This window comes from Albidovulum sp., assembly GCF_008933605.1.
GTDB lineage: Bacteria > Pseudomonadota > Alphaproteobacteria > Rhodobacterales > Rhodobacteraceae > Albidovulum.
In genome coordinates this window covers 1-22,016 of record NZ_WBUS01000047.1, presented here as the reverse complement: position 1 = coordinate 22,016, position 22,016 = coordinate 1, and the positions used below count along the sequence as shown (strand labels likewise).

Annotated in this window: 19 protein-coding genes and 1 pseudogene; 8 read left to right on the top strand and 12 right to left on the bottom strand. The window is 69.3% G+C overall.

The annotated features are described in order from the left end of the window. The 4 genes and pseudogenes from F9K34_RS08555 to F9K34_RS08540 form a co-directional block, all read left to right on the top strand. A pseudogene (locus F9K34_RS08555) lies at positions 1-189 on the top strand (DNA polymerase III subunit delta'); the annotation flags it as partial. Between the two features lie 65 nt (positions 190-254). Further along, positions 255-1,052 carry a TatD family hydrolase gene (locus F9K34_RS08550; protein WP_291336515.1) on the top strand — a complete coding sequence of 266 codons (798 nt, stop codon included), beginning with the start codon at positions 255-257 and terminating at the stop codon, positions 1,050-1,052. 1 nt (position 1,053) lies between these two features. Next, positions 1,054-1,854, top strand: a complete 801-nt coding sequence (locus tag F9K34_RS08545; RefSeq protein ID WP_291336513.1) for an MBL fold metallo-hydrolase — start codon at positions 1,054-1,056, stop codon at positions 1,852-1,854. Positions 1,855-1,858: 4 nt separating this feature from the next. Continuing rightward, positions 1,859-2,800: an AEC family transporter gene (locus F9K34_RS08540; RefSeq protein WP_291336511.1), complete on the top strand. Its 942-nt coding sequence runs from the start codon at positions 1,859-1,861 to the stop codon at positions 2,798-2,800. A gap of 10 nt (positions 2,801-2,810) precedes the next feature. Here the strand turns inward: F9K34_RS08540 and F9K34_RS08535 are convergent, their stop codons facing one another. The 9 genes from F9K34_RS08535 to hemE form a co-directional block, all read right to left on the bottom strand. Next, positions 2,811-4,025, bottom strand: coding sequence for an ABC transporter permease (locus F9K34_RS08535; protein WP_291336509.1), 1,215 nt, complete (start codon positions 4,023-4,025; stop codon positions 2,811-2,813). Positions 4,026-4,029: 4 nt separating this feature from the next. Then, the gene (locus tag F9K34_RS08530) at positions 4,030-5,667 is read right to left on the bottom strand and encodes an ABC transporter permease (protein ID WP_291336507.1); all 1,638 of its coding nucleotides are present in this window, start codon (positions 5,665-5,667) and stop codon (positions 4,030-4,032) included. Between the two features lie 107 nt (positions 5,668-5,774). Next, entirely contained in the window at positions 5,775-6,875 is a 1,101-nt protein-coding gene (locus tag F9K34_RS08525) for an extracellular solute-binding protein (RefSeq protein WP_291336506.1), read from the bottom strand. A gap of 77 nt (positions 6,876-6,952) precedes the next feature. Then, positions 6,953-8,056 (bottom strand): ABC transporter ATP-binding protein, encoded by a 1,104-nt coding sequence (locus F9K34_RS08520; protein WP_291336504.1) that lies wholly within the window; start codon positions 8,054-8,056, stop codon positions 6,953-6,955. 200 nt (positions 8,057-8,256) lie between these two features. Beyond that, positions 8,257-8,502: a MoaD/ThiS family protein gene (locus tag F9K34_RS08515; RefSeq protein WP_291336503.1), complete on the bottom strand. Its 246-nt coding sequence runs from the start codon at positions 8,500-8,502 to the stop codon at positions 8,257-8,259. A gap of 1 nt (position 8,503) precedes the next feature. After that, positions 8,504-10,741: a xanthine dehydrogenase family protein molybdopterin-binding subunit gene (locus F9K34_RS08510; protein ID WP_291336502.1), complete on the bottom strand. Its 2,238-nt coding sequence runs from the start codon at positions 10,739-10,741 to the stop codon at positions 8,504-8,506. A 1-nt stretch (position 10,742) separates the two neighbouring features. Further along, entirely contained in the window at positions 10,743-11,219 is a 477-nt protein-coding gene (locus F9K34_RS08505; protein WP_291336501.1) for a (2Fe-2S)-binding protein, read from the bottom strand. After that, positions 11,216-12,079 (bottom strand): FAD binding domain-containing protein, encoded by an 864-nt coding sequence (locus tag F9K34_RS08500; RefSeq protein WP_291336499.1) that lies wholly within the window; start codon positions 12,077-12,079, stop codon positions 11,216-11,218. Before F9K34_RS08500 ends, F9K34_RS08505 begins: the two co-directional genes overlap by 4 nt. A gap of 231 nt (positions 12,080-12,310) precedes the next feature. Further along, positions 12,311-13,336, bottom strand: a complete 1,026-nt coding sequence (hemE, locus tag F9K34_RS08495; protein ID WP_291336498.1) for a uroporphyrinogen decarboxylase — start codon at positions 13,334-13,336, stop codon at positions 12,311-12,313. Positions 13,337-13,444: 108 nt separating this feature from the next. Between hemE and hemC the strand changes: the two genes are divergently transcribed. Both hemC and F9K34_RS08485 read left to right on the top strand, forming a co-directional pair. Beyond that, a complete protein-coding gene (gene hemC, locus F9K34_RS08490) occupies positions 13,445-14,392 on the top strand; it encodes a hydroxymethylbilane synthase (protein ID WP_436405724.1) in 948 nt (315 codons plus the stop codon). Between the two features lie 107 nt (positions 14,393-14,499). Then, entirely contained in the window at positions 14,500-15,819 is a 1,320-nt protein-coding gene (locus F9K34_RS08485; protein WP_291336494.1) for an MFS transporter, read from the top strand. A gap of 10 nt (positions 15,820-15,829) precedes the next feature. On the opposite strand, the gene F9K34_RS08480 is transcribed toward F9K34_RS08485, so the two are convergent. Then, the gene (locus tag F9K34_RS08480) at positions 15,830-16,516 is read right to left on the bottom strand and encodes an arylesterase (protein ID WP_291336493.1); all 687 of its coding nucleotides are present in this window, start codon (positions 16,514-16,516) and stop codon (positions 15,830-15,832) included. Between F9K34_RS08480 and F9K34_RS08475 the strand changes: the two genes are divergently transcribed. Together F9K34_RS08475 and F9K34_RS08470 are read left to right on the top strand one after the other, a co-directional pair. After that, on the top strand, positions 16,515-17,219 hold the full coding sequence (locus tag F9K34_RS08475) for an ABC transporter ATP-binding protein (protein WP_291336491.1): 705 nt from the start codon (positions 16,515-16,517) through the stop codon (positions 17,217-17,219). The two genes, F9K34_RS08480 and F9K34_RS08475, sit on opposite strands and share 2 nt — an antisense overlap. Further along, the gene (locus F9K34_RS08470) at positions 17,216-19,744 is read left to right on the top strand and encodes an ABC transporter permease (RefSeq protein WP_291336489.1); all 2,529 of its coding nucleotides are present in this window, start codon (positions 17,216-17,218) and stop codon (positions 19,742-19,744) included. Before F9K34_RS08475 ends, F9K34_RS08470 begins: the two co-directional genes overlap by 4 nt. A gap of 12 nt (positions 19,745-19,756) precedes the next feature. Here F9K34_RS08470 and F9K34_RS08465 read toward each other — a convergent pair whose 3' ends face one another. Both F9K34_RS08465 and F9K34_RS08460 read right to left on the bottom strand, forming a co-directional pair. After that, positions 19,757-20,968 carry an efflux RND transporter periplasmic adaptor subunit gene (locus F9K34_RS08465; protein WP_291336487.1) on the bottom strand — a complete coding sequence of 404 codons (1,212 nt, stop codon included), beginning with the start codon at positions 20,966-20,968 and terminating at the stop codon, positions 19,757-19,759. A 3-nt stretch (positions 20,969-20,971) separates the two neighbouring features. Continuing rightward, positions 20,972-22,016: ABC transporter permease (locus tag F9K34_RS08460; RefSeq protein WP_291336485.1), on the bottom strand; the 1,045-nt coding region annotated here is incomplete at its 5' end.

Genomic DNA, 22,016 nt, shown 5'->3' with positions numbered 1-22,016 from the left:
GTGCCGGGAGAGGCCGTGCTCCTGGCCCGGCTCTCCCCCGACGCGGTTGCCGGGCGGCGCTGGGCGGGACTGCACCAGGCCCTCGGCGCGCGGGCCCGCCACGGCCGGGCGGTGAACCTCGACCCGGCGGCGCTGATCCTCGACATGGTGTTGAAGATCGACGAGGCAGGGCGCGACGGCGCGCTCTGACCGCCCCGCGTGCCCGGAGGTCAGAGGCGATTTCCATTGCCGGGAAAACACGCTAAGGCAGGCCCATGACGAGCCCGCCGAAGATCACCGACAGCCATTGCCACCTCGATTTTCCCGAGTTTTCGGGCGAGTTGACCGATATCGTCGCGCGGGCACGGGCCGCCGGCGTGCACCGCATGGTGACGATCTGCACCCGGCTTGCGAACGAGTCCCTCGTCCGCGGCATCGCCGAGGCGCACGAGGGCATCTACTACGCCGCCGGCATCCACCCGATGCGCGCCGCCGAAGACCCGCCGGTGACCGTGGATGACCTTCTCGCCCTCTCCCGGCATCCGAAGTTCGTCGGCATCGGCGAAACCGGGCTCGACTATCACTACACCGCGGAAAGCGCCGCGCTGCAGCAGGCCTCGCTCCGCGTCCATGTCGCCGCCGCGCGCGAGACGGGCCTGCCGCTCATCGTCCATGCCCGCGCCGCGGACGAGGACATGGCGCGCATCCTGACCGAGGAATTCCGGGCCGGCGCCTTTTCCTGCGTCATGCACTGCTTTTCCTCGGGCGCGGGGTTGGCGCGGGCGGCGCTCGACCTCGGCTTCTATCTCTCCATGTCGGGTATCGCCGCCTTCCCGAAAAGCCAGGACCTGCGCGACATCTTCGCCGCGGCGCCGCTCGACCGGATCCTGCTGGAGACGGACGCGCCCTATCTCGCGCCGCCTCCCCACCGCGGCCGGCGCAACGAACCGGCCTATACCGCCCACACCGCCCGCGTCGGTGCGGAACTCTTCGGCCTGTCCTACGAGGAGTTCGCCGCCGCGACGGAGGTGAACTTCGACCGGCTCTTCACCCGTGCGGCGCGGAGCGAGTGAGATGGCGCGCCTCAGGTTCACCATTCTCGGCTGCGGGTCGTCCGGCGGGGTGCCCCGCATCGGCAACGTCTGGGGCGCCTGCGACCCGGCGAATCCGAAGAACCGCCGCACCCGCTGCTCACTCCTCGTCGAGCGGTTCGAGGGCGACGGCGCGACCCGCGTGCTGATCGACACCTCGCCGGACATGCGCGAACAGCTCATCCGCGAAGGCGTGCCGGGGCTTGACGCCGTCTTCTACACCCATTCGCACGCCGACCACGTGAATGGCATCGACGACCTGCGCCAGATCGTGTTCCTGACCCACAGGCGCGTGCCCGTCTGGGCCGACGGCGACACCCAGAACGAGCTGATTTCCCGTTTCGGCTATGCTTTCGTGCAGCCCGAAGGCTCCTCCTACCCGCCGATCTGCGATCTTCACGCGATCCGGGGGCCGGTCACGGTGGACGGGGCGGGCGGTGCGATCACGCTCGACCCGTTCGAGGTGGATCACGGCGACATCGACGCGCTCGGCTTCCGGATCGGCGATGTCGCCTACCTGCCCGACGTACTCAGGATTCCCGAGCCGGTCTGGCAGAGCCACCTGACGGGGCTCGACTGCTGGATCGTCGACGCGCTCCGCCGCACGCCCCACCCGACGCACGCGCATCTCGCCCTGACGCTCGACTGGATCGCCCGCGCGAAGCCCCGCCGCGGCATCCTCACCAACATGCACGTCGATCTCGACCACGCGACGGTGGAGGCAGAAACCCCTGCTCACATCAGCGCCGCCTACGACGGGATGGTGCTGGGCTACGAGGTCTGATCCCTTGGGCCTGCCATTCTCGGCGCTTCTCGATGTCACCCTGCCGGTCTTCCTGGTGCTCGGCTTCGGTTATGTCGCCGTGCGGCTCGGGTTCTTCTCGGATGCCGGCGTCGAGGGGCTGATGAAGTTCTCGCAGGGCTTCGCGATCCCCTGCCTTCTCTTTCGCGCGATCTCCACGCTCGATCTCGGCCAGACATTCCAGTGGCCGCTCCTCCTGTCCTTCTATGCGGGCGCCACGACCGGGTTCCTCGCGGGGCTCCTCGGCGCGCGCTTCCTATTCGGCCGGCCCTGGCAGGACGCGGTCGCGATCGGCTTCTGCGGCCTCTTCTCGAACTCGCTCCTCCTCGGCCTGCCGATCACCGAGCGCGCCTACGGGCAGAATGCGCTCGACGCGAACTACGCGATCATCGCGGTGCATTCGCCCTATTGCTACGCGCTCGGAATCACGGTGATGGAAGTCATCCGCCACTCTGGCCGCGGCATCGTCTCGACCTTGGGAGCGGTACTCTCGGGAATGCTCCGTAACCCGCTCATCATCGGCATCGGCGCGGGGTTCGCCGTCAACCTCTCGGGCACGGCGCTTCCCTCAGTCCTGACCGAGGCGCTTGACCTCATGGTCCGCGCGGCGCTTCCCGCGGCACTCTTCGGACTCGGCGGGGTGCTCGTCCGCTACCGGCCCGAAGGCGACCTCCTGACGGTGCTCTACGTCTGCGCCATCTCGCTCGTCCTGCACCCGGCGATCACCTGGGGCATGGGCCAGGCGATGGATCTTGGCCAGGCTCCGTTCCGCTCGGCCGTGGTGACGGCCGCGATGGCGCCCGGGGTCAATGCCTATCTCTTCGCCAACATGTATGGCGTGGCCAAGCGGGTCGCCGCGACCTCCGTCCTCGTGGCGACGGCGCTTTCCGTTTTCACCGTATCGGTCTGGCTCGCCGCGCTCGGCTGAGGGTGCGCGGTCAGGTCGGGCTCATCCCGCGCAGCCGTTCGGACCGGCGGCGGAGAAGCTCGACCGTGGTGAGCAGGATGATCGAGAAGGCGACCAGCACCGCGGCGACGGCGAGGATCGTGGGCGAGATCTGTTCGCGCAGGCCGGTGAACATCTGCCAGGGCAGCGTCTTCTGCGAGGCCGAACCCACGAACAGCACCACCACCACCTCGTCGAACGAGGTGATGAAGGCGAAGAGCGCCCCCGAGATCACGCCCGGCATGATCAGCGGCATCTGGACCTTGAAGAACGACCGGATCGGCCCCGCGCCCATGTTCGCCGCCGCCCGCGTCAGCGACCGGTCGAAGCCCACGAGCGTCGCCGTGACGGTGATGATGACGAAGGGGATCCCCAGCACCGAATGGGCGAGGATGACCTTTACGTAACCCGTGAAGTCCTTCGACAGGCCGAGGCTGTCCTCCATCCAGATGCCGAGCTTGGAGTAGAAGAAGAACATCCCCGTCGCCGAGATGATCAGCGGCACGATCATCGGCGAGATCAGGATCGCCATGATCGCGCGGCGCCCGGGAACGTGGCTCTGGCTGAGGCCGATCGCGGCGAGCGTGCCGAGCGAGACCGAGATGATCGTGGCCAAGGGCGCGATGATGAAGGAGTTCTTCAGGGGCCGTGTCCAGTCGGGGTTGCTGAGGAAGTCCTGGAAGTGCTTCAGCGAATAGCCGTCGGGGTCGAGCGCAAGCATCTTCGGCGTGAAGGTGAAGAAGTTCTCGGCGTTGAAGGCGAGCGGCAGGACGATGACGATCGGTGCGATCAGGAAGAAGAAGATCAGCCCGCAGATGACGCGAAAGGCGTTGTGCCAGAGGACCTCGCCCGCCGTCGCATAGACCGGCACGCCCACGCGATAGGCGCCGGTCGAAAGCCAGTAGGAGATCCAGGACAGGACGAGGCCGGCAAGAATGCCCGCGACCGCGCCGGCCACGCCGCCCAGGATCGCGCCCAGTCCCGCGAAGACGGCCGCGGCGCCGATGCGTCCGGCGGCGCGCTGCGGCACGGCCGCGGCGAGCACGACCGCCAGCATCGCGGCGGCGACGGCACCGCCGGCGACCCCCAGCGGAACGTGGCCTTTTGCGGTGCCCACGACGTAGCCGAGGAGCGACCCGGCGATCGCCATGATCGGTACGGTGAAGCCCATCAGGCTCGGTTTCGGGATATCCGGAGCTATGGTCATGACGTCATCCGAGCTTCACGTTGTCGATGCCGACGATCTTGTCGTAGGTGTAGTAGAGCAGTAGAACGACCCCGAGGAGGATCGCCCCCAGCGCGGCGGCCAGACCCCAGTTCAGCGACGACGAGATGTGGAAGGCGATCCGGTTGGAGATGAAGACGCCCTCCGTGCCGCCGACGAGTTCCGGCGTGATGTAGTAGCCGATCGCGAGGATGAAGACGAGGATCGAGCCGGCGCCGATGCCGGGAATCGACTGCGGGAAGTAGACCCGCCAGAAGGCCGTCCACGGCGTCGCGCCCAGCGACTTGGCCGCACGCAGATAGGTGGGTGGCACCGTCTTCATGACCGAGTAGAGCGGCAGGATCATGAACGGCAGGAGGATATGGGTCATCGCGATCATGGTGCCGGTCTGGTTGTTGATCATGACCAGCCGTCCCGCGTCGTCGACGAGCCTGAGCCAGACGAGAATGTCGTTGATCACGCCTTGCTGCTGCAGCAGCACCTTCCAGGCCGAGGTCCGCACCAGAAGCGAGGTCCAGAACGGCAGGAGCACGAGGATCATCAGAAGGTTCGACGTCGAGGCGCGCAGGTTCGCCAGGAGCCAGGCCACCGGATAGCCGAGCACAAGGCACGAGACGGTGATGAGGAGGGACATCCACATCGTGCGCGCGAAGAGCTTGATGTAGATCCGCTCTTCCGGCGGACGCACCGCGATACCGTCCGGACTTCTCTCGAGGTCGACGGCGTTCAGGAAGTAGCCGGCGGTGTAGGGACTGCTGTAGGCCTGGATCGTTTCCCAGGTGCCGACCTCGCCCCAGCCCTTGTTCATGGCAAGGAACGCGTCCCTGTAGGAGAAGGGCTCGACGCCCGCGACGGCGGCCGAGGCCGCGGCGATGAGCGGCGCCTCGGCTGCGGGCAGGGCCGCGGGATCCGGGTTGGGGTTGCTTTCAAGGTCCTGGGCCAGCGCATCGGAGAACACCGGCCACGGCTTCGTCGTGGCCGGACTCTTGCCCGCCCCCTCCGCGTCCTTCGCGAACATGAGAAAGGCATGCGCCGCAAGGGGCAGGGCTTCGTCGATCCCCTCGCGCATCCGGAAGGCGGGCTGGCTGCCCGACTTGTCGGCGGCCCAGGCCGCATCGGCGGCAAGCCATTCGTCAGAACCGAAGATCGCCGCCCAGGTTTCGCCCTCCTTCCAGGCCGGATCGATTCCGGCAAGCCGATCCTGAAAGTCCTTCCCGATCTTGTCGGCGCCGCGCCCGCTGGAGCGGAACAGCGACGACACACCGGGGTTCTCGTAGTTCAGGCGCGTGCCAAGACGGGTGTGCTGCTTCAGTTCGGTGGCCACCTGCAGGTCCACGGACAGGGCCCGGAAGACCGGCTCGGCCGGCGCCTCGCCCGATGCCGGATCCCAGTCCCTGAGGGCCCGCACCGTATTGGGCAGCGTGTCGTGGACGATCTGGTTCTCGACCGAACGGAACAGCATGTCCGCGATCGGCGTGATGAAGGTGACGAGCACGAAGATCAGCAATGGCGCGATCAGCGCCAGTGCCCGGAGCTTCTGCCGGCGCAGCGCGCGCGTGAGGCTCTTCTTCAGCGGTGTCCCGTCGGCGGCCTTCATCGGGCTGGCTTGGGTGGTGTCGCTCATCTGTCCCCCGTCAGTGCTTGCGGAAGGTCGCGGTCGGAATGCCGTGCAAAGTGATAAACGAATGGGGTGGAAGGGGCCCCTCCGGGCCCCTTCCGGTCAGTCAGGGATCACTGCGCGAGCCAGGCCTGGAACTTGGCGTCGAGGTCATCGCGGTGGTCGGCCCACCAGGGGAAGTCCATCATGATGATGTTCGTCGCGTTCGCCGGATCGGTCGGCATGTGCGGGGCCATCTCGATGCCCAGTTCGGCATGCTTGCCGACGAGCGGTGCCGACGACTTGCGCGCCGGGCCGTAGGAGATGAACTTGGCCTGGTCGGCAAGCCGCTGGGTGTCGGTGCCGAAATACAGGAAGTCCTTCACCGCCGCGAGACGATCCTCGGGAAGACCGGTCGGGACGATCCAGCCGTCGAGGTCGTAGATCTGGGCATCCCACAGCATCGACACCGGCTGGTTCTGCTCGGCGATGACCGAGAAGAGGCGGCCGTTATAGGTGCTGCCGATCACCACCTCGCCGTCGGCCAGAAGCTGCGGCGTCTCGGCACCGGCCGTCCACCACACGACCTGGTCCTTGATCGTGTCGAGCTTCTTGAATGCCCGCTCCACGCCCTCGTCGGTGCCGAGCACGTTGTAGATATCTTCCTTCGCGACGCCATCGCAGAGAAGCGCCCATTCCATGTTGTAGAGCGGGCCCTTGTACATGCTGCGCTTGCCCGGGAACTTCGTCGTGTCGAACACGTCGCAGACCGAGCTCGGCGTCGCGCCGTTCCATTCGGCCACGTCGTTGCGATAGCCGAAGGTGATCGAATAGACGATCTGCGGGATGAAGCAGTCCGACAGCAGGAAGTCGCCGAAATCCTCGCTGGCCGGGGTGCCGTCCGGCGCGGGGGCGAGCATCGTGTCGTAGTCGATCTCCATGGCCAGGCCCTCGTCGCACAGGCGCATGGCGTCGGCGACGGTGACGTCGACGAGATCCCAGGTCAGGTTGCCCGCCTCGTTCATCGCGCGGAGCTTGGCCACGGCGGCGTCCGAGCTTTCGTCCCAGACGACATTAACGTCGGGATGTTCGGCCACGTAGGGCTCGACATAGGCCTTGAGTTGCGAGTTCTGGTAGGCGCCGCCCCAGGACACGAACGTCAGGTCGATGGCCGACGCCGTGCCGGCAGCCAGCGTCAGAGCTGTGGTTGCAGCAAAGGCTGAAAGAACTTTCATCAGGTCACTCCCTATTGTTCCCGTGTCGTATCGTTGGTCCGCGCCACGGGACAGGCGGCGGGCCAAGTTCCGTCGGCTCAGGCGTCGAGCGCCCGGCAATCCGAGGGCAGCCAGCCGATTTCGATCTGCTGTCCGGGCTGGAGGCGCTTCTGGTCGGGTGCGTTTCGGGTCTTGACGATGAAATCGTCGTTTCCAGCGACGCGCAGCCGGGTGCGGAAGATGTCGCCCATGTATATGAACTCCAACACCTCGGCGTTGAGCGTATGGGCACCGGGCTGCAGGCGGGCCTTGTTGAACTCCACCCGCTCGGGCCGGATCGACACCCGGGTGCGCTCGCCGGCCCTGGAGACATTCACCGGCTTCGCGTCGATCAGGCCGCCGTCGTCGAGCCTGATCACGGCGACGTCGCTGCGGATCTCCTGCACGGTGCCGAGAAGCGTATTGTTCTCGCCGATGAACTGCGCGACGAAACTGTTCGTCGGCTCTTCATAGAGCGCCGCAGGCGGAGCGAGCTGCTGGATACGGCCGTCGTTGAAGACCGCGATATTGTCTGACATCGTCAGCGCCTCGGTCTGGTCGTGCGTGACATAGACCGTGGTGATGCCGAGCTGGTGGGCAAGCCGCGTGATCTCGAACTGCATGTGTTCGCGCAACTGTTTGTCGAGGGCGCCAAGGGGTTCGTCCATCAGCACGAGTTCGGGTTCGAACACCAGCGCGCGGGCGAGCGCGATCCGCTGCTGCTGGCCGCCGGACATCTGCGCCGGCCGCCGGCCGCCGAACTTCCCCATCTGCACCATGTCGAGCGCACGTTTTATCTTCTGCTCGCGCTCCGACTTGCCCATGCCGCGCACTTCGAGCGGGAAGGCAAGGTTTTCGGCCACTGTCATGTGCGGGAAGAGCGCGTAGTTCTGGAACACCATCCCGATGCCGCGCTTGTGCGGCGGAATGCGGTTGATCGGCCGCCCGTTCAGCTTGATCTCGCCATGGGTGGCGGTCTCGAACCCGGCGAGCATCATCAGGCAGGTTGTCTTACCGGAACCGGAGGGCCCAAGCATCGTCAGGAATTCGCCCTTGGCGATCGACAGGTTCAGGTCTTTGACGACCAGGGTTTCCCCGTCATAGCTTTTCTGGACGTGTTCAAACGCAACGAATGCGGCGTCTCCGCCGGTGCGTGCATCCATCTATCCGGGCTCCCCGTGTTTTCTTATGAGTCTTCTATACCCGCTGAGCAGACTAAAGCGGAAGCGACCCCCGATTTCAACCCGCTGTTTGGTGCGGGCCTTGGACGCGGACATTGCGCAGAACCCTGTGTCGAAAAGGGACAAAAAGCGGCGCTAACTGATCGAAATGCGACCCGGGTTCCGCCGACACGCACCGCTTCTCAGCCGCCCGTCATGTAGGGCATGAGAACGACCTCGCTCTCGGGGCCGATCTCGGTGAACCAGGCCTCGCGGTATATGACCCCGTCGAGCGACAGCGAAACCCCGCGCGCGATCTGCGGGGCAAGGCCGGGATAGGTCTCGCCGAGTCGGTCGAGGAGTTCCTTGAACGTCCTCGCTTCCACCTCCACCTCGGTCCGCCCGTCCGCGGCCTGCCGGAGCGAACCCCAGAGCCGGACCTTGACCACCTCAGCCCCCGAGCGCCTTCAGGACCCGCGGCGGCGACATCGGCAGCTCGGAGAGCCGAATCCCGGCCGAGCGCGACACCGCGTTGGAAATCGCGGCCAAGGGCGGCACGATCCCGGTCTCGCCCACGCCCCGGACTCCGTAGGGGTGGCCAGGGTTCGGGATTTCCAGGATCACCGTGTCGATCATCGGCAGGTCCGAGGCGACCGGCACGCGGTAGTCGAGGAAGCCTGGGTTCTGCAAGCGCCCGTCGGCGCCGTAGATGTATTCCTCGTTCAGAGCCCAGCCGATGCCCTGCACCGCGCCGCCCTGCATCTGGCCCTCGACGTAGGATGGGTGCACCGCCTTGCCGGCGTCCTGAAAGACCGTGTAGCGCAGCACCGTCGTCTGCCCGGTCTCCTTGTCCACCTCGACATCGACGATGTGGACGCCGAAGGAAACGCCCGCGCCGTCGACGTTGACCTCGTGGTGGCCGGCAATGGGTCCGCCGGTCTCGAACGAGACCGCGGCGATCTCGGCCAGGCTCATCGGCGGGAACTTCCCGGCGTTGGGGCCGGCCGGCACCGCGGCGCCATCCTTCCATTCGACCGCTTCCGCGTCGATCCCCCAGATCTTCGCCGCGCGCCCGCACATGACCCGGACCGCCTCCCGCGCCGCCTTGATCGTGGCAAGCCCGACCGCGAAGGTCACCCGGCTGCCGTCGGTCACGTCGTTGTAGCCGAGCGAGGAGGTGTCGGCGACGATGGTGCGCACCCGGTCATACTCGATGCCGAGTTCCTCCGCCGCCATAAGGCTGATCGAGGCGCGGGAACCGCCGATGTCGGGGTTGCCCTCGGTCACGCCGACGGTGCCATCAGTGTTGATGTTGAGACTCACGCAGGAATTGCCGCCGAAGTTGAACCAGAAGCCGCAGGAGATGCCCCGGCCCTGGCCGGGCTGCAGCGGTGCCGAGTAGTGCGGATGCTTCTTCGCGGCCTCCAGAGTGGCGATCAGGCCGATGTCGGGGAACGTGGGTCCGTAGGACGATTTCGTGCCCTTCCGCGCGGCGTTCTTCAGCCGCACGTCGATCGGATCGAGCCCGAAATGCTGGCAAAGCTCGTCGACGACGCTTTCCACCGCATAGATCGACTGCGGCGCGCCCGGTGCGCGGTACGCGGCCTCCTTCGGGCGGTTGGTGAGCACGTTCCAGCCATAGGTGCGCACATGCTCGAGATCATAGGCCGCAAAAGCCGCCTGCGCGCCCATGTCCACCGTGCCGCAGGGGAAGGCCCCGCCCGAGTACCGCAGATGCGCCTCGGCCGCGGTGATGCGGCCGTCCTTCGTCATGCCGATCTTCACGTCCGTCGAGGTGTGGACCGTCGGTCCCGTGGCCCGGAACACCTCGTCACGGGTCATGACGATCTTCACCGGCCGCCCGGCCTTCCTCGACAGCGCCAGCGCCACCGGCTCGATGAAGACGGTCGTCTTGCCGCCGAAGCCGCCGCCGATTTCCGACGCCGTGACGCGAAGCTGGCTCGCCTCCATTCCCATGATCGCCGCGCAGAGGGTGCGGACGAAGAACTGGCCCTGCGTGCAGCACCAGAGCTCGGCCTTGCCGTCGGAGGTGACCGAGGCGAGGGCGGCATGCGGCTCGATGTAGCCCTGATGGGTCGCGGCGGTGCGGAAGTGCCGCTCCACGACGTGATCGGCCCTGGCAAAGCCGGCTGCGGGGTCGCCGTGGCCGAACTCGCAATGGCTCGTCACGTTCTCCGACATCCCCGCGGGCACGTTTTCGAGGCTGCGGCCCTTCTGCACGACCGGAGCACCGGGCTTGATCGCCACATCGACGTCGGTGACGTGGGGCAGCACCTCGTAGTCGACCTTGATGAGCTTCAGCGCGGCCCTCGCCGTCGCGGCGTCCACAGCCGCGACGGCGGCGACGGCATGGCCGTCATAAAGCGCCTTGTCGCGGGCCATGCAGTTGTCCTGCACGTCGCGGATGAAGTCGTCCTCCTGTGCCGGCAGGTCGGCGCCGGTGAGGACCGCCTTCACGCCCTTCAGCGCCTCGGCGGCCGAGGTGTCGATGCCGCGTATGCGGGCATGGGCGTGGGGCGAGCGCAGGATGCGGCCGACCAGCATTCCCGGCGCGGTCGCGTCCGCGCCATACATCGCCCGGCCGGTGACCTTGTCCACGCCGTCCGGGCGGCGGACCCTCTGGCCCACCTGCTTGAACTCGCGCTTGCGGTATTCGTCCAAGGACATCTCAGGCCCCCCTCATCTCGGCCGCGGCCGCCTGGACGGCGCGGATGATCTTGTCGTAGCCCGTGCAGCGGCAGAGGTTGCCAGCGAGCCAGTAGCGCACCTCCTCGTCCGAAGGCTCCGGGTTTTTCTCGAGAAGCGCCTTCGCGGCGACGAGGATGCCGGGCGTGCAGACACCGCACTGCAGCGCCGCATGGTCGATGAAGTGCCGCTGCAGCGGGTGAAGCTCGTCGCCGTCGGCCATGCCCTCGATGGTCGTGATCTCCGCCCCCTCGGCCTCGACCCCGAGGACGAGGCAGGAACAGACGAGCCGCCCATTCAGCGTCACCGAGCAGGCGCCGCAGTCGCCGGTGCCGCAGCCTTCCTTGGCGCCGGTCAGGCCGAGGCGGTTCCTCAGCGCGTCAAGCAGCGTCTCGTCGGGCGCGCAGAGGAACTCGCAGGCGTCGCCGTTGATCGTGGTCGATACTGGGATGGATTTCATTTCGCACCTCCGGCGCGGGCATAGGCGATGAGGGCGGCGCGCTTCGCCAGCGTGCCGGCCGTTTTCGTGCGGAAGGCAACAGTGCCGCGCTTGTCGTCGATGGGCTTGCAGACCGCCTCGCAGGCCTTCGCCATCTTCGCCAGCGTCGCCTCGTCAAGCTTCGTGCCGACGAGCGTCCTGCCCGCGTCCTCGGCCACCACGACGGTCGGGGCGACCGCGCCGAGGACAACGCGGGCCGCCTTCACGGTGCCATCGGCATCCAGCTCCAGCGAGACGGCGGCAGATGCCACCGCAATATCCATCTCCGTGCGCGGGATGAAGCGCAGGTAGGCGTCCGAGGCGCGTGCCGGACGGGCGGGAAGCAGGATCGAGGTGATGACCTCGCCTTTCTTCAGCGTGGTCTTGCCGGGGCCGGCGGGGATGTCCGCCACCGGGCAATCGCGTTCGCCCTCCGGCCCGGCGATCCGCGCCACGGCGTTCGCTGCGACCAGGCCGGGCGCGGCATCGCCGGCCGGCGACGCGTTGCAGAGGTTGCCCGCCATGGTGCAGCGGCCCTGCACCTGCGTCGAGCCGATGAGGTTCGCGCCTTCCACCACGCCCGGCCAGAGCGCGCGGACCCCCTCGTGTTCGCCGAGAACCGCGTTTGCCACCGCTGCGCCGATCCGGAAGCCGCCCGCCTCGGGCGTGATCGTGGCGATGCCGGGGATCTTCTTGATGTCCACCACAAGGTCGGGTTCCACCAGCCCCGCCTTCATCTGGACGAGCACGTCCGTACCGCCCGCCAGCACCCGGGTTACGCCCGCCTCGGCGGCCAGCGCCTCGGCCGCCTCGCGGGCTGTCGTCGCAGCCAAGTATCTCATCGTCGATCCTCCGGTCCGGCCATGCCGGCGTCCATGCATCCCGCCGCACCAACCGGCGGAGTCGCGTTTTCGTGTCACCATTGCGCATCGCGGCGCAAAGGAAAAGACCGGCGCGGCGGCTTGTCCGGGCCAGTTCCCGGGGAGCGCCGCGCCAAACCTACGGCCCCGGCGCGGCTCGCGGCGGGCGGAAACCGACAGCGTCAGGGACGTTTCCGGCCGCATGCGCCGACCTCAGCCGCGCACCGCCTCGATCATCCGGCTGACGTTGTCGGGGTCGGCGTCGGGCGTGATGCCGTGGCCGAGGTTGAAGATGTGCGGTCCCTTAGCGAAGGCTCGGACGATCCGCCGCGTCTCGGCGACCAGCCGCTCGCCCCCCGTCACGAGCAGCGCGGGATCGAGGTTTCCCTGCACGCAGCCGTCCTTCTGCACGTTCTCTGCCGCCCATTCCGCCGTCACCGAATTGTCGAGCGCCACGCCGTCGGCCCCGGTCGCCCTGGCAAAGCCGACGTAGCGCGCGCCCGCCTCGCGTGGGAAGGCGATGACCGGCACGCCCGGATGGCGGGCCTTCAGACCGGCAATGATCCGCTTGGCCGGTTCCAGCGCGAAGTCGTCGAAATCCCGGCCCTTCAGGGAGCCCGCCCAGCTGTCGAAGAGCTTCACCACCTCCGCGCCAGCGTCCACCTGCGCGGAGAGATAGTCGATCGTCGCCTCCGTCAGCCGGTCGATCAGCCGCTGGAACGTCGCGCGGTCCGCTGCCTTCAGCGCATGGGCCGGGCCCTGGTCCGGCGTGCCGCGCCCCGCGATCATGTAGGTGGCCACCGTCCAGGGTGCGCCGGCGAAGCCGATGAGCGTGGTTTCCCTCGGAAGCTCCCGCACGAGAATACGGACGGTTTCATAGACCGGCGCCAGCGTCTCGTGGATCGCTTCCACCGGCTTCAGCGCGGCCAGCCCTTCGGGCGTGGTGAGCGTGGACAGCCGCGGCCCCTCGCCGGTGACGAACCAGAGATCGGCGCCAAGGGCCTGCGGCAGGAGGAGAATGTCGGCGAAGAGGATCGCGGCATCGAAGCCGTAGCGGCGGATCGGCTGGAGCGTGACCTCGGCGGCAAGATCCGGCGTGTAGCAGAGCGACAGGAAATCCCCCGCCTTCTCGCGCGTCGCCCGGTACTCCGGCAGGTAGCGTCCCGCCTGCCGCATCATCCAGATCGGCGGAACGGGCAGGGTTTCGCCGGCGAGGGCGCTGAGGATCGTCTTCTTCATGGGGCCTCCTGCGCCCCTTTGACCCCCGGCTGCGACGGGATGTCAAGGCAGCGGCCGCGTGCGGCCATTGCGCGGGCAATCTGTCGCGGCTATGCCCTGCCCATGCAGATGCCCGATGCAAAGACCCCGCTGAAGATCGGCACCCGCGGCTCGCCGCTGGCGCTGGCGCAGGCCCACGAGACCCGCGCGCGGCTTATGGCCATGCATGGACTGCCCGAGGGTGCCTTCGAGATCGTCGTGATCAAGACGACGGGCGACGACCGTGCGCTGATCGCGGCCGACCGGCCCCTGAAGGAGATCGGCGGCAAGGGGCTCTTCACGAAGGAAATCGAGGACGCGCTTCTTTCGGGCGGAATCGACATCGCCGTCCATTCGATGAAGGACATGCCGGTGGCGCAGCCCGCGGGCCTCGTGCTCGACTGCCACCTGCCGCGCGAGGATGTGCGCGACGCCTTCGTCTCGCCTGCCATCGCCCAGCTGGCCGACCTGCCAGAGGGCGCGGTCGTCGGTTCCTCCTCGCTCAGGCGCCGGGCGCAGCTCGCGCACCGCCGGCCCGATCTCAGGCTCGTCCAGTTCCGCGGCAACGTCCAGACGCGGTTGAAGAAGCTGCACGACGGCGTGGCGGCGGCGACCTTCCTCGCGATGGCGGGGCTGAACCGGCTTGGGATGGCAGAGGTGGCCAAAAGCGCGATCGAGCCCGAGGAGATGCTGCCCGCGGTGGCGCAGGGTGCCATCGGCATCGAACGCCGCGCCGCCGATCCGCGCGCGGCCGCCCTGCTCGCGGCGATCCACGACCGGGCGACGGGCGAAAGGCTTGCGGCCGAACGCGCCTTCCTCGCTGCGCTCGACGGCTCCTGCGAGACGCCCATCGCCGGGCTCGCGGTGCATGATGGCGCGGGCCTCTGGCTCCGCGGCGAGATCCTGCGGCCGGACGGCTCCGAGGTGATCGCGGGCGAGCGGCACTGTGCCATCGCCGACGCCGCCGCGGCGGGCGCCGACCTGGCGCGGGACCTGCTTTCCCAGGCGCCCGCCGGCTTCTTCGACTGGCGCGGCTGAGACGACACCGCCGGGCCGGTCACGGAACGAGACGGCCGGGTTCGCCGGGGCCAGTGCCCGGCGCCTCCGGCAGATGGCGTAGCGGAACGGCAAACCGGAGGACGGTCATGCTTCGCCCGCTCAGGAACCGCACCTACCGGCATCTCTTTGCCGCGCAGGTCATCGCGCTTCTCGGCACCGGGCTGATGACCGTCGCGCTCGGTCTTCTCGCCTTCCATCTCGCCGGGGCCGAGGCGGGGGCGGTACTCGGCACCGCGCTCGCCATCAAGATGGTCGCCTATGTCGGCCTCGCCCCCGTCGCACAGGCGCTCTCCGACCGGTTGCCGCGCCGCGCGGTGCTCGTCACGCTCGACCTCCTGCGCGCCTCGGTGGCGCTTTGCCTGCCCTTCGTGACCGAGGTCTGGCAGGTCTATGTCCTGATCTTCGTGCTGCAGGCGGCCTCGGCCGGATTCACGCCCACCTTCCAGGCCACCATCCCCGACATCCTTCCGGGGGAAGAGGACTATACCCGCGCCCTGTCGCTGTCGCGGCTGGCCTACGACCTCGAGAGCCTCGTCTCGCCGATGCTCGCCGCGGTGCTCCTGACGGTGATCGAGTTCCACAACCTCTTCGCCGGGACGGTCGCGGGCTTCGTCGTTTCGGCCGCCCTCGTCGTCAGCGTCACCCTGCCGGTGCCAGAGCGCGGCCCGCGCCGCGGCATCTGGGACCGGACGACCCGGGGGCTTCGCTTCTATCTCGCAACGCCGCGGCTCAGGGGGCTTTTCGCCGTCAACCTTGCCGTCGCCGCGGCCGGGGCGATGGTCATCGTGAACACCGTGGTTCTCGTGAAGTCGCGGTTCGGGCTCGGCGAGGCGGAGGTGGCCTGGGCGCTGGCCGCCTTCGGTTGCGGCTCCATGGCGGCCGCGCTGGCGCTGCCGCGACTCCTTCACAGGCTCGCGGACCGGCCCGTGATGATCGCCGGCGCCGCGACGCTGGTGGCCTCGACCGCAGCCGGTGCGCTTGTCGACACCTATGCCGCGCTCCTGCCGCTCTGGCTGATCATCGGGGCGGGCTACAGCGCCGCGCAGACCCCCTCGGGCCGGCTCCTCCGCCGCTCGGCCGGGTCGGCCGACCGCCCCGCGATCTTTGCCGCGCAGTTCGCGCTCTCGCACGCCTGCTGGCTCCTCTGCTACCCGCTCGCCGGCTGGCTCGGGGCGCGGATCGGCCTCGGGCTGGCGTTCCTCGTGATGGCGCTGGTCGGGCTTGCGGGCGTGGTCCTCGCGCTCAGGCTCTGGCCGGCGCACGACCCGGTCGAGCTGGCGCATGACCATCCCGGGCTTCCCGCAGACCATCCGCACCTGAGGGATCACGGCGACGCGGGGCGGCATCGCCACGCCTATGTCATCGACGACCTGCATCCGCGCTGGGCCGGGGGCCGCGTGGGCTGATGGCGCGGGGCTACTCCGCCTGGGCGAGGAGGTCCAGGACCTTAGGCCCGAGCGCCTCCACGACCAGCGCCACGCCCCTCGCGTTGGGATGGAGCCCGTCGGGCTGGATGTAGTCGGCCAGCGCCTGCTGCCGGTTGGGCAGGGCGAGGATCGGGGCGAGGAAGGGCTCTGCCAGGAGCGCACCGTGCTTCGCTGCAAGTTCACCGTAGATCGCGTCGAACGCGGTCTTGTAGTCCACGCCATAATTTCCGGGCGCGGAAATCGGCACCACGAGCACGGGAATGCCCTTCTCGTCCGCCTTCGTCAGGATCGCGTCGAGATTGGCGCGCGCCTCTTCGGGCGGGATCCCGCGGAGAAGGTCGTTGCCGCCGAGGGTCACGATCATCGCGTCCACCGGGGCCGAGAGCGTCCAGTCGATCCGCGCCAGGGCTCCCGCCGTGGTGTCGCCGGAGACGCCGGCGTTCTGCACCGTCACGTCGCTGCCCCTCGCGGCAAGCCAGGCCTCGAGCTGCGGGACGAAACCTTCCTCGGGCGGCAGGCCGTAGCCGGCGGTCAGACTGTCGCCGAAGGCAACGAGCACCGGCGGCGCGGCCTGGGCGGCGGCGGCCGCGCAGAACAGGAGACCGAGCGCGAGGTTGCGCAATGCCCGCCCGACCCCATATGGCTTGAAGCGGCGGATGAAGCGGACGGTAGGCATGAACGAGACGATCCTGAGCCTTGAGGACGCGCGGCTTGTCCTCGAAGGCAATGCCGGCCCGCTCGAAATCCTCAAGGGCATCAGCCTCGACGTGGCTCGCGGTGAAAGCCTCGGGCTCGTCGGTCCGTCGGGGTCGGGCAAGTCGTCGCTCCTCATGCTCATGGGCGGGCTCGAGCGCGCGACCTCGGGCCGGATCACAGCCTTGGGCCATGACCTGACGGCGCTCGACGAGGACGCGCTCGCGCGGTTCCGCAGGGGCAATATGGGCATCGTGTTCCAGTCGTTCCACCTGATTCCGACCATGACGGCGCTGGAGAATGTCGCGGTCCCGCTGGAGCTTGCCGGGGCGGCGAACGCCTTCGGCCGCGCGGCGGCAGAGCTGGTTGCGATGGGGCTTGGCGCGCGGATGGACCATTATCCGGCGCAGCTTTCGGGCGGCGAACAGCAGCGCGTGGCGCTGGCCCGTGCCGCAGCGCCCCGGCCCGCGATCTTCCTCGCCGACGAGCCTACCGGCAACCTCGACGCCGCGACCGGCGAGGCGATCATGGAGCTTCTCTTCGGCCTGCGCGACCGGCACGGCGCGACGCTGATCCTCGTCACCCACGCGCCGGAGCTTGCGGCCCGCTGCGACCGGGTGGTGCGGCTCGCCGACGGCTGCATCGCCGGTGAAGATCGTGCGCGGCGCGTGAAGGTCGCGGAATGACGCTTCCGGTCGCGGTCAGGATCGCCCGGCGCGAGCTCCGGGGCGGAACGCGCGGCTTCGTCGTCTTCCTGCTCTGCCTCATGCTCGGCGTCGCGGCGATCGCCGCGGTGGGCACGGTGCGCACCTCGATCGAGGCGGCCATCGGCGATCAGGGCGCGGTGCTTCTGGGCGGCGATGCCGAGATGGCCTTCACCTACCGCTTCGCCACGGACGAGGAGCGGGCCTTCATGGCGGCGCGCGCCGCGAAGGTCTCGGAGGTCGTCGAGTTCCGCTCCATGGCGGTGGTGGGCGACGGGGAGACGGCGGAGCGCGCGCTGACGCAGGTAAAGGCGGTCGATGCGGCCTATCCGCTGACCGGCGAGATGGTGTTCGATCCCGCGCTTGCGCCCGTCCAGGTCTTCGCCCCGGCAGACGGCATTCCCGGCGCCGCGATGGACCCGGTTCTCGCCGACCGGATGGGGCTTGCCATCGGCGACCGGTTCCGGCTCGGCACGAAGGAGTTCCGCCTTGCCGCGCGGATCGTCCGGGAACCGGACGCGGCGGCGACCGGATTCACCGTGGGGCCGCGGACGATGGTGCGGACGGAGGACCTTGCGGGCTCGGGCCTTCTGGAGCCCGGCAGCCTCTTCGACACGAACTACCGGCTGCTCCTGCCCGAAGGCGCGGCGGTGGCACCGCTCGGCCGCGAGGCGGTGGCCGCGTTCCGCGACACCGGGATGCAGTGGCAGGATGCGCGCTATGGCGCGCCGGGGATGCAGCGCTTCGTCGACCGGATGGGGTCCTTCCTGATCCTCGTCGGGCTCGCGGGTCTCGCCGTCGGCGGCGTCGGCATCGGCGCGGCGGTGCGCTCCTATCTCGACGGCAAGGTGGGGACCATGGCCGCGCTGAAGGCGCTCGGCGCGACATCCGGGACGATCTTCGCCGTCTATCTCATCCAGGTAGCGACGCTCGCGCTCCTCGGCGTGCTCGCCGGTCTCGTCCTCGGCGCCGGCGCGCCGATCCTCGCCGCGCCGCTGATCGCCGGGGCGCTGCCGATCCCGGTCGAGATCGGCCTTGCCGTGCGCCCGCTCGCCGAGGCCGCGACCTATGGCGTGCTGACCGCCGCGCTTTTCGCGCTCTGGCCCCTTGCCCGGACGCGCGAGGTGAAGGCGGCCGCCCTCTTCCGCGACCTCGGACCGGGGCGGCGGGTCTGGCCAGGCTGGCGCCTGTCGGCGGTGCTGGCCGGGATCGCAGGCACCCTTGTCGCCGTGGCCGTCGGGGTCTCCGGTGTGCCGGAACTGGCCTTCGGGACACTCGGCGGCATCATCGCGGCGCTTGTCGTTCTCACGCTCGCCGCGCTCGCGCTCAGGTGGTTCGCCCGCCGGATGGGCCATCGAGCCCGCGGCCGGCCGGCGCTGCGCCTCGCGCTCTCGGCCATCGGTTCCCCGAAGGAGGAGGCGACGGCCGTCATCCTGTCGCTCGGCCTCGGCCTTTCGGTCCTGGCCGCCGTGGGCCAGATCGACACCAACCTGCGCGCTTCCATCGACCGCGACCTGCCGGAGGTCGCGCCCTCCTATTTCTTTGTCGATATCCAGCCCGACCAGATCGAGGGCTTCCTGGCCCGCGTCAAGGGCGACAGCGCGGTGTCGCGCGTCGATACCGCGCCGATGCTCAGGGGGGTGCTGACAGAGATCAACGGCCGCAACGCGCGCGAGGTGGCGGGCGACCACTGGGTCGTCCGCGGCGACCGGGGGCTCACCTATTCGGCCCTGCCGCCCGAGCGGACAGAGATCGTTGCCGGCGAATGGTGGCCGGAGGACTACGCCGGGCCGCCGCTCCTGTCCTTCGCCCGCGAGGAGGCCGAAGAGATGGGGCTGAAGCTCGGCGACCGGGTGACGGTCAATGTCCTCGGCCGCGACATCGAGGCCCGGATCACCTCGTTCCGCGAGGTGGATTTCGGCACCGCGGGAATCGGCTTCGTCATGGCGATGAACCCGGCGGCCCTTCAGGGCGCACCGCACAGCTGGATCGCCACGGTCTATGCCGCACCCGAGGCCGAGGCGGCGATCCTGCGCGATCTCGCCACCGCCTATCCGAACATCACCGCGATCCGGGTGAAGGACGCCATCGACCGGGTGAGCGAGGCGCTGGCCGCCATCGCGAAGGCCACCGCCATCGCTGCGGGCGTGACGCTGCTGACCGGGGTCGTCGTGCTGATCGGCGCGGCGGCGGCGGGGGAGCGGGCGCGGGTCTACGAAGCGGCCGTCCTGAAGACGCTCGGCGCGACGCGGGCGACCGTGCTCGCGAGCTTCGCGCTCCGCTCGGCGCTGATGGGGGCGGCGGCGGGGATCGTCGCCGTCGCCTTCGGCGCGGCGGCCGGCTGGGCGGTCATGACCTTCGTCATGGAGGGCACCTTTCGCTTCGAGCCGGTCTCGGCCGTGGCGATCGTGACCGGCGGGGCGCTGGCGACGCTTCTGGCCGGCCTTGTCTTCGCGCTCAGGCCGCTCGCGGCGCGGCCGGCGAGTGTCCTGCGGGCGCGGGACTGACGGCAGGCGCGGTCAGCCGGCCCCGCGCTCGGCGACCGGAGAGCCGTCGGCGATGGCGTCGGCGGGATGGAGGATCACCCGGTCGCCCGGCTGGAGCCCCTCGGTCACCTCGGCGGCGGCGGCGTTGCGCTGGCCGAGGACGACGGGGCTGAGCCGCGCCTTGCCGTCCGCGGCGCGGAAGACCGCCCAGCCGCCCTCGTGGCGGAAGAGTGCCGAAAGCGGGACCTGCATCACCTCCGCGCCTTCCCATTTCACGATGCGGAGATAGACGGCGTAGCCGTCGCCGAGGCCCGCGCGCGCCCCGGCGGGGGTGAGGATGTCGAAGACGGCGTCGACGCGCTGCTCCTCGATCCCGAGCGCCGAGACCTTGGTGCGCGCGGAAGGGTCGAGACTGCGCAGTTGCGCCTCGAGTGGCGGTGTGCCGCCCCAGCGTTCGACGATCGCGCGGGTGCCGGGCCGGAGCCCGACCGCGTCGGCCGAGAGGAGGTCGGCCACGATCTCGAGATCGTCGGTGCGACCGAGCGACAGAAGCCGTGTGCCCGCGGCGACCGGGGTCTCGCTGACGATATCGACAGATAGGACCGTGCCGCTGATCGGCGCGCGGAGCGTGACGCAACAGCTTTCGCGCGCCGCGCCGCCGACCGACGGAGGCACCAGGACCGCGTTCGCCCGCGCCAGCGCGCTCGTCGCCATCTCGACGTTCGACCGCGCCGCCTCGCGCGCGGCGAGCCGGATGGCGAGAAGCTGGCTCGCGTCCTCGAGCGCGGTCTGCGAGGCCACGCCGCGCTCGGCAAGGGTGCGGGCGCGGTCGTGCTGGGTGCGGGCGTAGTGGAGTTCCTCCTCCGCCTGGCGAAGCTGCGCCTCGGCTAGCGTCAGCGCGGCGCGGGCCTCGCGCGCGGCGGCCTCGGCCTGTTCGCGCGATCGCGCGTCGAGCAGGGCGGGGGGCGCGGGTTCGACCACGGCGACGACGGTTTCCCCCGCAACCACCGCATCGCCCACCTCCACCGGCGCACGCCGGGCGGTGCCGGAAATCGGCGCGGCGACCTCGAAGACGTCCTTCACCCGTGTCTCGCCCTCGGCGTTCACGGTGACGACCATCGGCGCCCGTGCGATCGTGGCAAGGTCCACCGGCACCGGTTCGGTGCGGAACGCGAGCCAGGCGAGGCCGCCCGCGACGCCGGCGCCGAGAAGGCCGATGATGTAATGGCGGGGTTGCAGGGCCATGGGTCACTCCCGGGTTTTCATGACGGCGACGAGGTCGAGCCGGTCGATGCGGCGGCGCACCACCAGTGCCGAGGCAAGGGCGGTCAGAAGGACGATGAGGCTCGCGCGGGCGAAGGTCGAGGGGACGATGACGAAGGGCACCTCGTAGAGGTCGCTCTCGATACCTTGCGTGAAGGCCCAGGCGATGCCGAGCCCGGTAAGCCAGCCGAGCGGCTGGGCGAGAAGCGCAAGCACCATGACCTCGCCGACAAGGATGAACGACACCTCGCCACGCGAGAAGCCGAGGATCCTGAGGCTCGCCAGTTCGCGGGCGCGCTCGGAAAGCTGGATGCGGGCGCCGTTGTAGGTGACGCCCACGGTGATCAGCACCGCGATCGTGATGTAGACCGTGGCGGTGATGCTGATGTTCTCGCGCAGTGTCTCGTCGAACGACCGGCGCATGTCGGAGACCATGGCCGTGCCCGCCAGCGCCGGCATCCCGTTCAGCGCGCGATGGAATTCCGACCTCGCGGCCGGGTCGAGCGTCAGGTTCGCCACCGAGACCTGCGGCGCCTGGCGGCGCAGCGCGTTCAGCGCCTCGAAGTCCATATAGGCGGCGATGCCGATGTACTGGTCGATGGTCGCCGTGACCGGCAGGAGCGCCGTCTCGCGCTGGCCCGACAGGAATTCGACCTCGACCGCGTCGCCCGCCCCGACGCCGAGCTGGCGGGCGAGCCGCGCCGCGAGGACCACGCCGCCGGGGGGGGCGGCGATGACCCGGCCCGATCCGCCGACGATGCGCGACAGATCCGCGTCGGGCCGCCGCGCCTCAAGCGTCGTGTGTTTCTCGAGGTGGCCATTGCGCAGCACCACCGGCTCGACCAGTTGCCCCTCGATCTGCAGCGCCCCGGGAAGGCTGCGCAAGTCGTCGATCACCCGCTCGGGCCGGTTCTCGGCGAACATCAGCACCGCATCCTGGCGGTTGGCCAGCCCGAAGGTCGTGTCCAGCATCTTGTCCATGGCATCGTCGAAGAAGCTCGCCGCGGCAAGGACGCCCACCGCCATGGAA